This is a genomic window from Sphingosinicellaceae bacterium (assembly GCA_019285715.1).
Classification (GTDB): Bacteria; Pseudomonadota; Alphaproteobacteria; order Sphingomonadales; family Sphingomonadaceae; genus Glacieibacterium.
The window spans coordinates 4,162,310-4,175,099 of sequence record CP079108.1 but is presented as its reverse complement, the minus strand read 5'-3'; the positions used below and the strand labels follow the sequence as shown (position 1 = coordinate 4,175,099).

Below are 12,790 nucleotides of genomic sequence, written 5' to 3'. Positions count from 1 at the left end.
GGTGATGGGTCCCCGCCTGCGCGGGGATGACGGTTGGGTATGGTCTTGCCTACCCCTCGAACAGATCCTTGAACCGCCGCGGCTGCGACCGCAGGTACTGGTTCGGCGCCTTGACCTTCGCCCCGAGATGCGCCGCCGCGTGCCACGGCCAGCGCGGATCGTACAACATGGTCCGGGCCAGCGCGATCAGGTCGGCATCGCCCCCGGCGACGATCGCCTCCGCATGCTCGTACTCGGCGATCAGCCCGACCGCGACCACGGGGAGCCCGCAGCCCTGCTTGACGGCGCGCGCCAGCGGCACCTGGTAGCCGGGCGCGACGGCGATCTGCTGGTGCGCGACCGCGCCGCCGCTGGAGACGTGGATTGCGGCGCAACCGCGTGTTTCGAGGGCGCGGGAGAAGGCGACGGTCTGCTCGACGTCCCAGCCGCCGGGGGCCCAGTCGGTGCCCGAGACGCGCATCGTAACAGGGATGCCGGGGGCGGCAGCATGCACCGCGTCGAAGACCTCGAGCGGGAAGCGCATGCGGTTCTCGAGGCTGCCGCCGTAGTCGTCGGTGCGCTTGTTCACGAGCGGCGACAGGAACTGGTGGAGCAGATAGCCGTGCGCGCCGTGGAGCTGGATCGCGTCGAGCCCGAGCCGGACCGCGCGCCTTGCCGACGCCGCGAAGGCATCGCGAACCCGCGCCATCCCGGCCGTGTCGAGCGCGGTCGAGGGGGCGGCGCCGCCGGTGAACGGGTCGGGCGAGGGCGCGACGGTCTGCCAGCCGTTCGGCTCGCCGGGAGCGATCTGCGCGCCGCCGTCCCACGGCACCTTTGTCGAGGCCTTGCGACCGGCATGCGCGAGCTGGATCGCCACCGGCATGTCCGAATGCCGGCGGATGGTCGCCAGCACACCCGCCATCGCCGCCTCGCTGGCGTCGTCGTACAGCCCGACGTCGGCGTAGGTGATGCGGCCCTCGGGCTCGACTGCCGACGCCTCGATGGTCAGCAGTGCCGCGCCCGATAGCGCGAGATGGCCGAGGTGGAGCGTGTGCCAGTCGGTCATGCAGCCGTCGACCGCCGAATACTGGCACATCGGCGCGATCACGATGCGGTTGGCGAGCGCGAGGCCGCCGAATTCGAACGGCGTGAACAGCTGGGCCATGCGGTCGAACTCCTGACGGCTATTTGAGGACCGCTGCGGCGGCGGGCGTGTTCCACTCGACCGGCCCGGCGATGCGCCAGACCTCGCGGCCGCGGGCGTCGTAGCGGATCGACATCGGCAGGCCGCCCGCGCCGATCGCCTGGGCGAAGTTGCCCGGCTTGTCGAGGCGCGGCTGCAGGGTCTCGAACTTGCCCGGCGTCCAGAACTTGTCGATCGCGTGCCAGCCGCCGAGGTCCTGGCTGACCGCCAGCACGACGAGGCCGGGGTGGCCCTCCGCCATGTCGTCGAGCGCCGGCAGTTCGGCGAGGCACGGCACGCACCACGTCGCCCACAAATTGACGAGCACCGGCTTGCCCGCGAAACTGGCGACCGTGGCGCTGCTGCCGTCGCGCATTTCGAAGCTGACCTTTGGCGCTGCCTGCCCGACGTGGCTGCGATCGAGGCGCGCGGCAAGCGGCTTGCCTTGCGACGCCCCCGCCTTTCCCTTATCCGCGGCAGCCGAGCCCGGCGCCCCGCACGAGGCCAGCGACAAGCCGAGGACGATCCCGATCACGACGCGCATCGAAACATCCAATCAACTCTGGGGCGGCCGCTTCGCCGGCGGCCCGGCGGCGGTAATGCGCGACATAAACGCCTCGATTTCCTTCGACAAGCGGCTGTGGCGTCAGGACCTCGCGGGTTCGAAGGCGCATGCCACGATGCTGGGCGCGCAGGGCATCGTCGACGTTGCCGATGTCGCGGCGATTCTCGGCGGGCTCGACACCATCGCCGCGGAATACGAAGCGGGCGGCCTCGTCGAGGACCCGGCGCTCGAAGATATCCACATGCACGCGGAGACGCGGCTGGCCGAACTGATCGGCCCGGCTGCCGGACGCCTTCACACCGCGCGGTCGCGGAACGACCAGGTCGCGACCGATTTCCGTTTATGGGTACGCGATGCGATCGACGCGCTCGACGAGGGGCTTGCGGCCCTTAACGCGGCGTTGCTGGACCGGGCCAAGGAGCATGCCGGCACGGTAATGCCGGGCTTCACCCATTTGCAGATCGCGCAGCCGGTGACGCTCGGCCACCACTTGATGGCCTATGTCGCGATGACAGGTCGCGACCGTTCGCGCCTCGCCGACGCCCGTCGCCGCCTCAACGAATGCCCGCTCGGCAGCGCCGCGCTGGCCGGGACCGGTTTCCCGATCGACCGCGACAGCACGGCGAAGGCGCTCGGCTTCGACCGCCCGACCGCAAATTCGCTCGACAGCGTTTCCGATCGCGACTTCGCGCTGGAGTTCCTGTCCGCCGCCATGATGACCGGGCTGCACCTGTCGCGCCTGGCGGAGGAGATCGTCATATGGGCGAGCCAGCCTTACGGTTTCGTGCGGCTCCCCGACGCCTTCTCGACCGGTTCGTCAATCATGCCGCAGAAGCGCAATCCAGACGCGGCGGAGCTGGTGCGCGGTCATTCGGGCCGGCTGCTCGGCTGCCTGGTGTCGCTGGCGGGGACGATGAAGGGCCTGCCGCTGGCCTATTCGAAGGACATGCAGGACGACAAGCCGCCGGTATTCGAGGCCTACGACCTGCTCAGCCTCGGCATCGCGGCGATGACCGGAATGGTGGCGACGCTGGAGTTCATGCCCGAGCGGATGCGCGCCGTCGCCGGTGCCGGCTACTCGACCGCCACCGACCTTGCCGACTGGCTGGTCCGCGAGGGCGGCGTGCCGTTCCGCGAGGCCCACCACATCACCGGGCGTGCCGTCGCTGCCGCCGAGGCTGCGGGGTTCGGACTCGCGGAACTCCCGCTGGCGACGCTGCAGGCTATCGACCCGCGCATCGACGCGCGCGTGTTCGACGTGCTGACCGTCGAGGCCTCGGTCGCGAGCCGCTCCAGTTTCGGCGGCACCGCCCCGGCCCGGGTTCGCGAAGCCATTGCCGCTGCGGAGGCTGTATCGTGAAGCGTTTCGTCGTCATCGCCGTCGCGCTGCTGCTCGCCGCCTGCGGCAAGCTCGGGCCGCTGACCCCGACCGCGCCCGACCGCACGCCGCCGCGCCCCGCCGATGCGCTGGTCCCGCCGACGCCCGAGCAGCAACTGAAGCTCGCGCCGCAGGCTGCGCCTGATCGCATCGACGACCCTCTGAAACGGTCTGAAGAGCGCAAGAACGACCGCTTCGACCTCCCGCCCCCCGGCTGATTGCATTGAACTGATGGATTATTTCAACTCGATCGACGGCGTTCTCCACGCCGAGGGCGTCGACCTGTCCCGCCTCGCAGCGGAGGTCGGGACGCCGTTCTATTGCTATTCGAGCGCGACGCTGGAGCGCCACTACCGGGTCTTCGCCGACGCCGTCGCACACCTCGGCAACGCTCCGCCGCTGGTCGCCTTCGCCGCCAAGGCCAACCCGAACCTGTCGGTGCTGGCGACGCTGGCCAAGGCCGGGGCCGGGGCCGACGTGGTGTCCGGCGGCGAGCTGGCGCGAGCGCTGGCAGCGGGCGTACCGCCGGAGCGCATCGTGTTCTCCGGCGTCGGCAAGCAGAAGGACGAGCTCGAGGCCGGCATCGACGCGGGCATCTACCAGTTCAATGTGGAGTCTGAGGCCGAGATCGACATGCTCGGCGCGGTCGCTGCCGAGCGCGGCCTACCCGTCGCGATGGCGGTCCGGGTCAACCCGGGCGTCGACGCCAAGACCCACGCCAAGATCTCGACCGGCGGCGACGACAACAAGTTCGGCATCCCGCTGGTCCGCGTCGAAGCGGCGTTCGAGCAGGCCGCGGGCCACGCCTTCCTGCGCCCGCTCGGCATCGCCGCGCACATCGGCAGCCAGCTTAGCGACTTGGGGCCATTGGAAGAAACCTTCGACCGGCTCGGCGCGCTGGCCGGACGGCTGCGCGTCGCCGGGCATTCGGTCGAGCGCATCGACCTTGGCGGCGGCCTCGGCGTGCCATACCGCCCCGATGTCGCACCGCCGCCCGAACCCGCCGCCTACGCGCGGATGGTGGCGCGCGCGACGCGGGGCTGGCCGGTCCGCCTGATCTTCGAACCCGGGCGCATGATCGCGGGCAATGCGGGCGTGCTGGTCAGCCGGGTGATCCTGCTCAAGCAGGGCGTCGCGCGGACCTTCGTGGTCGTTGACGCCGGCATGAACGACCTGCTGCGCCCGTCGCTGTACAACGCCTGGCACGGCATCGTCGCGGTGGCCGCGACGCCCGACCGCATGACCGCGACCGTCGTCGGCCCGGTCTGCGAGACCGGCGACACTTTTGCGGAGGACCGCGACATGCCTTCGGTCGTGGCGGGCGACCTGATCGCCTTCACGACCGCCGGAGCCTACGGCGCGACGATGGCATCGACGTATAACTCGCGTTCGCTGGTGCCCGAGGTGATGGTCGCGGGCGCCCGCTGGGCCCTGGTCAGTGCACGGCGCAGCGCGGCCGAGATGATGGCGCTGGATACGCGCGCGCCGTGGCTGGTTTAGTTGCCGTCTAAACCGACGCGTAATCAGCGACGCGTAGTCACCGACCTGCAACCGAGGAGTCTCCCGCGTGACCATTCGCCCCGTCAAGACCGCCGTCTTCCCCGTCGGGGGCCAGGGTACGCGCTTCCTGCCCGCGACCAAGGCAGTGCCCAAGGAGTTGCTCCCGGTCGTCGACAAGCCGCTGCTGCAATATGCGGTCGACGAGGCGCTGTCGGCGGGCATCGAGCGGCTCGTCTTCGTGACGGCGCGCGGCAAGTCGGCGCTGGAGGATTATTTCGACGTCGCGGGTGAACTGGTCGCCAGCCTCAAGGCCAAGGGCAAAAACGCCGAGCTCGCGGTGCTGGAGACCACCCAGCTCGAGCCCGGCCGCATCGCCTATGTCCGCCAGCAGGAGCCCGCCGGCCTTGGTCACGCGGTGTGGTGCGCGCGCTTTATCACCGCCGGCGAGCCGTTCGCGGTATTGCTCCCGGACGAGCTGCTGTGGTCGCCGGAGAACCCCTGCCTCAAGCAGATGAACGACGCCTACCAACGCGTCGGCGGCAACGTCATCGCCGTCGTCGAGGTGCCCGAGGCGCACACCAACCGCTTCGGCATCGTCTCGCCGGGGGTCGTTGACGGCGTCCTGACCGAAGTGAAGGGCCTGATCGAGAAGCCCGCCGCCGGCACCGCGCCGTCGCGCCTCGCCGCGGTCGGCCGCTACATCCTGCAGCCCGAGTGCATGACGCACCTCGCGGCGCACAAGCGCGGTGCCGGTGGCGAGATCCAGCTGACCGATGCGATGGCCGAGCTGATCGGGGTGCAGCCTTTCCACGCCCTGACGTTCGGCGGCGAGCGCTTCGACTGCGGCGACAAGGCCGGCTTCATTACCGCCAACATCGCGCTGGCACTGGCCCGCGACGACGTCGGCCCGCAGGTCCGCGAATGGTTGGACGCGCGGGGGTAGGGTCTAACCCACACCCACCCGTCATCCCCGCGAAGGCGGGGACCCATCACCACAGCATTTTGGGCTGATAGGTCCCCGCCTTCGCGGGGATGACGGGAAGAGACGGAACTCACACACCCCGTCCTGCCAGCGTCGGCGCTGACGTGCGCCATTGTCATCCCGGGCTTGACCCGGGACCCAGTTAACTCCGAAGCTGTACCGCCAGGTTAGCTGGGTCCCGGGTCAAGCCCGGGATGACAATTTGGTCCGATGGCCGTCCTCAGGCGTCAGGGTGTCGCGAGCATCTCGACCAACCCTGACAATGCCGCGGTGAAGATCACCACGACGCTCGCATAGCCGCCGACGAACAGGGCGGCACCGTGGCAACGCGGGAGCCTCTGGCAGGCTCGCCACGCGGCCGCGAGCGGATCGGCGGCACGGGCTGCGCCGCCGCCGGGATGGTCAGCCGGCATGGCGGCCGGCCAGCGTCGGGGCGATCAGGACCAGCGCGCCCGGCACCGCCTGCGCCGCCTGCTGGGCGAAGCACACCGCCTCGGCGCGGCTCGCGAAGGTGCCGCCGACGCGGCCGTGGTTCTCCTGGACGACGTGGTGATGCTCGGCATCCTCGCCGACGTAGAAGATCGTGTGGTCGCGGCGATCGTCGAAATGATAGGCCATGTCGGTACTCCTGAGGTAACAGCGCGAAGCGGAACTTCAGTCGAGAACCGCTTGGACACCTGCGGCCACCAGCGACAACAGGGTCGCGGCCATCAGGATCAGGTCGGTCGGGCGGCGTGCAGCAAGCCAGTCGATCATTTGCGTCTTTCCTGGCGGATCGGCTCCGCCTCCGGGACGGGTCAGCCCCGTCTCCAGCTTGCAAGATGGGCGCCCGGCATGCGTCGTCGCCATGTGAAACGGGGGTGCGACCGTGAAGCCCGCGTAAAGCCCGCACGCGTTGCGCCGCAGCACGCCGCACCCTAGATGGAGGCTTCGTCGTGCCCCCCTGAGGTGAAGCTTTGAACACGTTGCTCGCGATCACCGATTTCATCGTCTACGTCGTGCTGCAGTGGGTGATCTGGCTGCTGATCGCCTATGCCGTGGTGTCGTGGCTGGTGGCGTTCAACGTCGTCAACACCTCGAACCGCTTCGTCGGCGCGGTGATCGATGGGCTCGACCGCTTCTTCTCCCCGCTGCTGCGCCCGCTGCGCCGGGTGCTGCCCGACTTCGGCGGCATCGACCTGTCGCCGCTGGTGCTGTGGCTGGCGATCATCCTGATCCAGCGCCTGTACGGGGCGATGCTGCTCGACGCCGGGGTACGGTGACCGGCAGCGTTATCGACGGCAAGACGTTCGCGGCAGGTCTGCGCGCGCGCGTTGCCGCCGCGGTCCCGGCCTTCATCACCGCGACCGGGCGCGCCCCGGGCCTCGCGGTCGTCCTTGTCGGCGACGATCCCGCGAGCCACGTCTACGTCCGCAACAAGGTCCAGCAGACCGTAGAGGCCGGCATGGTGTCGTTCGAGCACCGCCTCCCCGCCGACGTCCCCGAGGCGGAGTTGCTGGCGCTGGTCGCGAGGCTCAACGCCGACGACGCGGTCGACGGCATCCTCGTCCAGATGCCGTGCCCGAAGCATATCTCGGAGGCCCGTGTCATCGCCGCGGTCGACCCCGACAAGGACGTCGACGGCTTCCACCCGGTCAATGCTGGGCGGCTGGCGAGCGGCCTGCCGGGGCTGGTACCGTGCACGCCGTCGGGCTGCCTGATGCTGCTCAAGGACCGGCTCGGCGACCTCAGCGGCCTCGAGGCGCTGGTCATCGGGCGCTCCAACATCGTCGGCAAGCCGATGGCGGCGCTGCTGGTCGGGGCGAGCTGCACGGTCACCGTTGCCCACTCGCGCACCCGCGATCTCGCGGCCCACGTCGCGCGTGCCGACATCGTCGTCGCGGCCGTGGGTGTGCCCGAACTGGTGCGGGGCAGCTGGCTGAAGCCCGGCGCGACGGTCATCGACGTTGGCATGAACCGCATCGGCATCCCCGAGGGCAAGACGAAGCTGGTCGGCGACGTCGCCTTTGCCGAGGCCCTCGAAATCGCGGCCGGAGTCACCCCGGTCCCCGGCGGCGTCGGCCCGATGACGATCGCCTGCCTGCTCCGGAACACGTTGCTCGCGGCTCACGCCCGCGCCGGGCTGGCGGCACCCACGCCGTGACCGCTCCCGACCTGCTGGCGCTCTTCGTCTCGTCGTTCGTGACGCTGTTCGTCGTCCTCGATCCGCCGGGCTGCGTGCCGATCTTCTCGTCGCTGACCTCCGGGACAAGTGGCGCGCACCGCCGCAACATGGCGCTGCGCTCGACGGCGATCGCGGCGGTTGTGCTGTTATTGTTCGCGCTGTTCGGCAAGGCGTTCCTGACCTCGCTCGGCATTACGCTGCCGGCGTTTAAGCTGGCGGGCGGCATCATGGTGTTCCTGATCGCCGTCGACATGGTCTTCGAAACCCGCACCAAGCGGCGCGAGGAACGCGCCGGCGACGTCGCCCGCGACTGCGATGCCGAGGGCAAGCCACTGGAAGCCGAGGATATCAGCGTCTTTCCAATGGCGATCCCGATGCTGGCGGGGCCGGGGTCGATCGCCGCGGTGATGTTGCTGATGGCCAAGGCGCAGGGGTTCGAGGCGCGGGTGACGGTGCTGGGCGCGCTGGCGGCGGTCATGGTGATCACGCTAGCGGCGCTGCTCGCGGCGGGTCCGCTGATGCGGCTGATGGGCGACAAGATCGAGGCGATGATCACGCGCTTGCTCGGTGTGGTGCTAGCAGCACTCGCGGCGCAATTCGTCATCGACGGCATACGCGAGAGTTTTCATCTGGCGTAAATCTGTCATCACCTAGTTGTGCGGTCGAATTTCGGGCGAATTTCGCGGGCCAGGGGTGCATCGATGACGACCAGGGACAATCTCGCGCGGCACGAGGTCATTGCCCTCGAACCCAATGCGGTCGAGCTGTCGATCGTCATGCCCTGCCTCGACGAGGCCGAGACGCTCGCGATCTGCATCACCAAGGCGATGCGTTTCTTTGCCGAAAACAGCGTCGCGGGCGAAGTCGTGATCGCCGACAACGGCTCGACCGACGGCAGCCAGGACATCGCCGAAGCCCTCGGCGCCCGCGTCGTGCCCGTGCCGTTCCGAGGCTACGGCGCAGCACTGGCGGCGGGGATCGCGGCGGCGCACGGCCGCTTCGTGGCGATGGGCGACAGCGACGACAGCTACGACTTCCTCGGCCTGATGCCGTTTCTGGAGCGGCTGCGCGCCGGCGACCAGCTGGTCATGGGCAACCGCTTTCTCGGCGGGATCGCCAAGGGCGCGATGCCGCCGCTGCACCGCTACCTCGGCAACCCGGTGCTCAGCTTCGCGGGCCGGGTCCTCTACAACGCGCCGATCGGCGATTTCCACTGCGGGCTGCGCGCCTTCGACCGCGCCGCGATCCTCAACCTCGGGCTGAAGACGACGGGGATGGAGTTCGCTTCCGAGATGGTCGTCAAGGCACAGCTCTCGGGACTCAGGCTGGCCGAAGTGCCGACGACATTGTCCCCCGATGGCCGGTCGCGGCCGCCGCATCTGCGGAGCTGGCGCGACGGCTGGCGGCATTTGAAGTTCCTGCTGACCTTCGCGCCGAAGTGGCTGTTCTTCTATCCGGGCGCGCTGCTGGCGCTGGCGGGAGGGCTGGGGCTGGCGCTGCTGCTGCCGGGCGACCTGCCGGTCGGCGAGGTCCGGCTCGGGGTCCACACCATGCTGTTTTCTGCCGCCGGGGTGATCATCGGCGCGCAACTGATGAGCTTTGCCGTGGTCGCCCGCCTGTTCGGGGTGCGCGAGGGCCTGTGGCCGTCCAGCCCGCGCACGGTCCTGGCGCGCAAGTGGTTCAGCATCGACCGCGGCTGCGTGGCGGGCGGCGCGATGCTGGCGACCGGGATCGCGCTCGCGGCAGGCGCGGTGTTCGGCTGGGCGGGGGCAGGCTACGGCGACATGGCGACCGAGTCGCTGATGCGGGTGGCGATTCCGTCGGTGCTGCTGTGCGCGCTCGGGGTGCAGGCGCTGGTGACGGGGTTCTTCACGGCGCTGCTGACGGAGTAGGGGCGGGGATTTTGGCGTCGCGGGGGAATAGTTGAAGATCGTCATCCCGGCGAAAGCCGTGAGCCATTCCGACACGCCCGCGCTCGCAGTAGATTGGGTCCCGGCTTTCGCCGGGATGACGATCAACGAATAGCCGCGCTGCGCCCCTAAAGGTCCCGCCGCCCCAGCAACCGTAGCCTGAGCGCGTTCAGCTTGATGAACCCCTCCGCATCCCGCTGGTCATACGCCCCCGCATCGTCCTCGAACGTCACGATTCCCGGCGAGTACAGCGAGAACGGCGACTTGCGCCCCACCACCTGCGCCATGCCCTTGAGCAGCTTCAGGCGCACCGTGCCGGTGACCTTCTTCTGGCTGTGGTCGATCGCGGCCTGGAGCATCTCGCGCTCCGGGCTGAACCAGAAGCCGTTGTAGATCAGCCCCGCATATTTCGGCGCGAGTTCGTCCTTCAGGTGCATGGCGCCGCGGTCGAGGGTGATCTGCTCGATGCCGCGGTGGGCGATGTGCAGGATGGTGCCGCCCGGCGTCTCGTACATGCCGCGCGACTTCATGCCGACGAAGCGGTTCTCGACGAGATCGAGCCGCCCGATGCCGTGGGTCTTGCCAAGGTCGTTCAGCCGCGCCAGCAGCGACGCCGGGCTCAGCCCCTCGCCGTCGACCGCGACCGCGTCACCGCCCTCGAAATCGACGGTGATGTACTGGGGCGTGTTCGGCGCGTCCTCGGGGTTGTCGGTGCGGCTGTAGACATAGTCCGGAACCTCGACCCACGGGTCCTCGAGCACCTTCCCCTCCGACGAGGTGTGCAGGATGTTAGAATCGGTCGAGAACGGCGACTCGCCGCGCTTGTCGCGGGGAATCTGGATCTGGTGCGCCTCGGCAAAGGCGATCAGCGCCTCGCGGCTGGTCAGGTCCCACTCGCGCCACGGTGCGATGATGCGGATGTCGGGGTTGAGGGCGTAATAGCCGAGTTCGAAGCGAACCTGGTCGTTGCCCTTGCCGGTGGCGCCGTGGCTGACCGCGTCCGCGCCGACCATCCGGGCGATCTCGATCTGCTTCTTGGCGATCAGCGGCCGGGCGATCGAGGTGCCGAGCAGATACTGGCCCTCGTACAGCGCGTTGGCGCGCATCATCGGGAAGATATAGTCGCGGACGAACTCCTCGCGCAGGTCCTCGATGAAGATCTGCTTGACCCCCATCAGCTCGGCCTTGCGCCGCGCCGGCTCGAGCTCCTCGCCCTGGCCGAGGTCGGCGGTGAAGGTCACGACCTCGCACTGGTAGGTCTGCTGCAGCCACTTCAGGATCACCGAGGTGTCGAGGCCGCCCGAGAAAGCCAGCACGACCTTGTTGACGCCCGAGGCCGCGCCACCGGCTCCGGTGAATTTCTTGACGTCCTGCGACACGGGCAAACCTTTGCGGATAGGGGCGGCGAAAGCGCGCGCACCATAGCGGCGGGGTTCCGCGATGCAACGACTCAGGGTTTGCCGTGTTGTGCAACCGCGAACGCTATGCTGCAGTTGCGAAGAAGGCTGGAATGAACCCTCTCGATCCGATGATCCAGGCCTGCATCGAGGCGTGCAACCGCTGTCACGGCAGTTGCCTCGCGATGGCCTATAATCATTGCCTTGAGGAAGGTGGCGAGCATGTCGCGCCGCTGCACTTCCGCCTGATGGCCGACTGCGCGCAGATCTGCGCCACTGCCGCCGACTTCATGCTCCGCTCGTCGTCGCACCACTCTGCGATCTGCGCTGCCTGTGCCGAAGTCTGCGAGGCATGCGCCGACAGCTGCGAGGGCCTCGACGGGATGGAGGATTGCGTCGCCGCATGCCGCGCCTGCGCCGCCAGTTGTCGCGAAATGGCGGCCTAGATTTCGCTGAACCAACCACGGACTGCCACAAACCTGTCGTCGGCGGTCATCTAGGTGAAGCCTCGCTTTACGAGGATTACCTGATGAAGTTCGCCACTGCCGCCCTGCTCGCCGTCAACGCCGTGCTGCTCGCCAGCGCTGCGGCCGCGTCCGTGGCACCGCCGATTGCGGTCCGCTTCATCGGCCTGCAGACTCTCGCGGCGGACGCGACCTATGAAGGCACGCGGGTCGGCGGCCTGTCGGGCATCGACTACGACAAGACGACGGGACTCTACACGGCGATCGCCGACGACCGGTCGCAGCTCAACCCGGCGCGCTTCTATAACTTCGACCTCGCCTACACCTCGACCAGCTTCACGGCGGCGACCCCGGTGAAGACGACGGTCATCAAGCGTCCCGACGGCTCCGCCTTTCCGGCGGCGAGCGTCGACCCGGAGTCGATCCGCAAGACCTCGACCGGCACCTACGTCTGGTCGAGCGAGGGCGACGCATCGACCCCGGCTGCCTTCCAGAACCCGACCATTCGCTAGATGAACGCCGACGGCACCTACGTCCGCGACTTCGCGGTACCCGCGAAGTACAACCCGACCGCCGACCAGAGCACCGGCATCCGTAACAACCTCGCCTTCGAGAGCCTGGCCTTCACGCCCTATGGCAAGAGCCTGTTCGCCGCGACCGAGAGTGCGCTTTACCAGGACGGACCGCAGGCGACGCCGACCGCCGGCGCGACGTCGCGCATCCTTCAGTTCGATGCAGTGACCGGGCTGGAGACCGCCGAGTTCGCCTATCCGCTCGACGCCGTCGCGCAGATGCCGGTGCCGGCGAACCAATTCTACGTCAACGGCCTGACCGAGCTGCTGGCGTTGTCGAGCACCTCGTTCCTCGCGGTCGAGCGCTCGTTCTCGATCGGTGCCGGCTACGATATCAAGATCTACCAGTTCGACATCGGCGGCGCGACCGATGTCTCGGGGATCCCCAGCCTTGCCGGCGGCGGCTTCACCGCGGTCACCAAGATCTTGGTCGCCGACCTCGACAACCTCGGCTTCGCGATCGACAACATCGAGGGCATCACCTTCGGCAAGACCCTCGAGAACGGCCGCCGCAGCCTGGTGCTGGTCGCGGACAACAACTTCACTGCGGGCCTGCCGAGCCAGTTCCTGACCTTCGAGGTCGCTGGCGTCCCCGAGCCCGCGACCTGGGCGATGCTGATCATCGGCTTCGGCCTCGTCGGTTCGGCGATGCGCCGCCGGCCGGTTGTCGCTGCCGCCGTCTAAACCTGCGCCCCG

At 68.8% G+C, this 12,790-nt stretch carries 16 protein-coding genes; 11 read left to right on the top strand and 5 right to left on the bottom strand.

All coding sequences use genetic code 11. The features are described from left to right. Positions 1 to 49 precede the first annotated feature (49 nt). Entirely contained in the window at positions 50 to 1,144 is a 1,095-nt protein-coding gene (locus KX816_19315) for an NADH:flavin oxidoreductase/NADH oxidase (GenBank protein ID QXQ06289.1), read from the bottom strand. Between the two features lie 19 nt (positions 1,145 to 1,163). Beyond that, positions 1,164 to 1,538 (bottom strand): TlpA family protein disulfide reductase, encoded by a 375-nt coding sequence (locus tag KX816_19310; GenBank protein ID QXQ06288.1) that lies wholly within the window; start codon positions 1,536 to 1,538, stop codon positions 1,164 to 1,166. 166 nt (positions 1,539 to 1,704) lie between these two features. Between KX816_19310 and argH the strand changes: the two genes are divergently transcribed. The 4 genes from argH to KX816_19290 all read left to right on the top strand — a co-directional run bounded on the left by argH (position 1,705) and on the right by KX816_19290 (position 5,548). Then, positions 1,705 to 3,087 carry an argininosuccinate lyase gene (argH, locus tag KX816_19305; GenBank protein ID QXQ08684.1) on the top strand — a complete coding sequence of 461 codons (1,383 nt, stop codon included), beginning with the start codon at positions 1,705 to 1,707 and terminating at the stop codon, positions 3,085 to 3,087. Further along, a complete protein-coding gene (locus KX816_19300) occupies positions 3,081 to 3,323 on the top strand; it encodes a hypothetical protein (GenBank protein QXQ08683.1) in 243 nt (80 codons plus the stop codon). Before argH ends, KX816_19300 begins: the two co-directional genes overlap by 7 nt. A gap of 13 nt (positions 3,324 to 3,336) precedes the next feature. Further along, entirely contained in the window at positions 3,337 to 4,605 is a 1,269-nt protein-coding gene (gene lysA / locus KX816_19295) for a diaminopimelate decarboxylase (GenBank protein QXQ06287.1), read from the top strand. A 73-nt stretch (positions 4,606 to 4,678) separates the two neighbouring features. After that, positions 4,679 to 5,548, top strand: a complete 870-nt coding sequence (locus tag KX816_19290) for a UTP--glucose-1-phosphate uridylyltransferase (GenBank protein ID QXQ08682.1) — start codon at positions 4,679 to 4,681, stop codon at positions 5,546 to 5,548. Positions 5,549 to 5,814: 266 nt separating this feature from the next. Here the strand turns inward: KX816_19290 and KX816_19285 are convergent, their stop codons facing one another. Both KX816_19285 and KX816_19280 read right to left on the bottom strand, forming a co-directional pair. Further along, positions 5,815 to 6,000: a hypothetical protein gene (locus tag KX816_19285; GenBank protein ID QXQ06286.1), complete on the bottom strand. Its 186-nt coding sequence runs from the start codon at positions 5,998 to 6,000 to the stop codon at positions 5,815 to 5,817. Beyond that, the gene (locus tag KX816_19280; protein ID QXQ06285.1) at positions 5,990 to 6,205 is read right to left on the bottom strand and encodes a hypothetical protein; all 216 of its coding nucleotides are present in this window, start codon (positions 6,203 to 6,205) and stop codon (positions 5,990 to 5,992) included. The genes KX816_19285 and KX816_19280 overlap by 11 nt, the downstream gene beginning before the upstream one ends. A gap of 338 nt (positions 6,206 to 6,543) precedes the next feature. Here KX816_19280 and KX816_19275 point away from each other — a divergent pair, with 338 nt between their 5' ends. The 4 genes from KX816_19275 to KX816_19260 all read left to right on the top strand — a co-directional run bounded on the left by KX816_19275 (position 6,544) and on the right by KX816_19260 (position 9,643). Continuing rightward, on the top strand, positions 6,544 to 6,849 hold the full coding sequence (locus KX816_19275) for a YggT family protein (protein QXQ06284.1): 306 nt from the start codon (positions 6,544 to 6,546) through the stop codon (positions 6,847 to 6,849). Then, complete coding sequence (gene folD, locus KX816_19270; GenBank protein ID QXQ06283.1) at positions 6,846 to 7,730, top strand: bifunctional methylenetetrahydrofolate dehydrogenase/methenyltetrahydrofolate cyclohydrolase FolD; 885 nt, start codon at positions 6,846 to 6,848, stop codon at positions 7,728 to 7,730. Before KX816_19275 ends, folD begins: the two co-directional genes overlap by 4 nt. 11 nt (positions 7,731 to 7,741) lie before the next feature. Further along, a complete protein-coding gene (locus KX816_19265) occupies positions 7,742 to 8,389 on the top strand; it encodes a MarC family protein (protein ID QXQ08681.1) in 648 nt (215 codons plus the stop codon). Positions 8,390 to 8,452: 63 nt separating this feature from the next. Next, a complete protein-coding gene (locus KX816_19260) occupies positions 8,453 to 9,643 on the top strand; it encodes a glycosyltransferase (GenBank protein ID QXQ06282.1) in 1,191 nt (396 codons plus the stop codon). Between the two features lie 146 nt (positions 9,644 to 9,789). Here the strand turns inward: KX816_19260 and KX816_19255 are convergent, their stop codons facing one another. Then, the gene (locus KX816_19255; protein ID QXQ06281.1) at positions 9,790 to 11,040 is read right to left on the bottom strand and encodes an argininosuccinate synthase; all 1,251 of its coding nucleotides are present in this window, start codon (positions 11,038 to 11,040) and stop codon (positions 9,790 to 9,792) included. A 131-nt stretch (positions 11,041 to 11,171) separates the two neighbouring features. Here KX816_19255 and KX816_19250 point away from each other — a divergent pair, with 131 nt between their 5' ends. The 3 genes from KX816_19250 to KX816_19240 all read left to right on the top strand — a co-directional run bounded on the left by KX816_19250 (position 11,172) and on the right by KX816_19240 (position 12,778). After that, positions 11,172 to 11,504 carry a four-helix bundle copper-binding protein gene (locus KX816_19250; protein ID QXQ06280.1) on the top strand — a complete coding sequence of 111 codons (333 nt, stop codon included), beginning with the start codon at positions 11,172 to 11,174 and terminating at the stop codon, positions 11,502 to 11,504. 83 nt (positions 11,505 to 11,587) lie between these two features. Further along, positions 11,588 to 12,034, top strand: a complete 447-nt coding sequence (locus tag KX816_19245; GenBank protein ID QXQ06279.1) for an esterase-like activity of phytase family protein — start codon at positions 11,588 to 11,590, stop codon at positions 12,032 to 12,034. A gap of 483 nt (positions 12,035 to 12,517) precedes the next feature. Continuing rightward, positions 12,518 to 12,778, top strand: coding sequence for a PEPxxWA-CTERM sorting domain-containing protein (locus KX816_19240; protein QXQ08680.1), 261 nt, complete (start codon positions 12,518 to 12,520; stop codon positions 12,776 to 12,778). Positions 12,779 to 12,790: the final 12 nt, after the last annotated feature.

Bases quoted from the DNA above. Each gene is read 5' to 3' on its own strand.
- KX816_19315 (QXQ06289.1), bottom strand. From the start codon at position 1,144: ATGGCCCAGCTGTTCACGCCGTTCGAATTCGGCGGCCTCGCGCTCGCC.
- KX816_19310 (QXQ06288.1), bottom strand. From the start codon at position 1,538: ATGCGCGACGGCAGCAGCGCCACGGTCGCCAGTTTCGCGGGCAAGCCG.
- lysA (QXQ06287.1), top strand. From the start codon at position 3,337: ATGGATTATTTCAACTCGATCGACGGCGTTCTCCACGCCGAGGGCGTC.
- KX816_19285 (QXQ06286.1), bottom strand. From the start codon at position 6,000: ATGCCGGCTGACCATCCCGGCGGCGGCGCAGCCCGTGCCGCCGATCCG.
- KX816_19280 (QXQ06285.1), bottom strand. From the start codon at position 6,205: ATGGCCTATCATTTCGACGATCGCCGCGACCACACGATCTTCTACGTC.
- KX816_19260 (QXQ06282.1), top strand. From the start codon at position 8,453: ATGACGACCAGGGACAATCTCGCGCGGCACGAGGTCATTGCCCTCGAA.
- KX816_19250 (QXQ06280.1), top strand. From the start codon at position 11,172: ATGAACCCTCTCGATCCGATGATCCAGGCCTGCATCGAGGCGTGCAAC.
- KX816_19245 (QXQ06279.1), top strand. From the start codon at position 11,588: ATGAAGTTCGCCACTGCCGCCCTGCTCGCCGTCAACGCCGTGCTGCTC.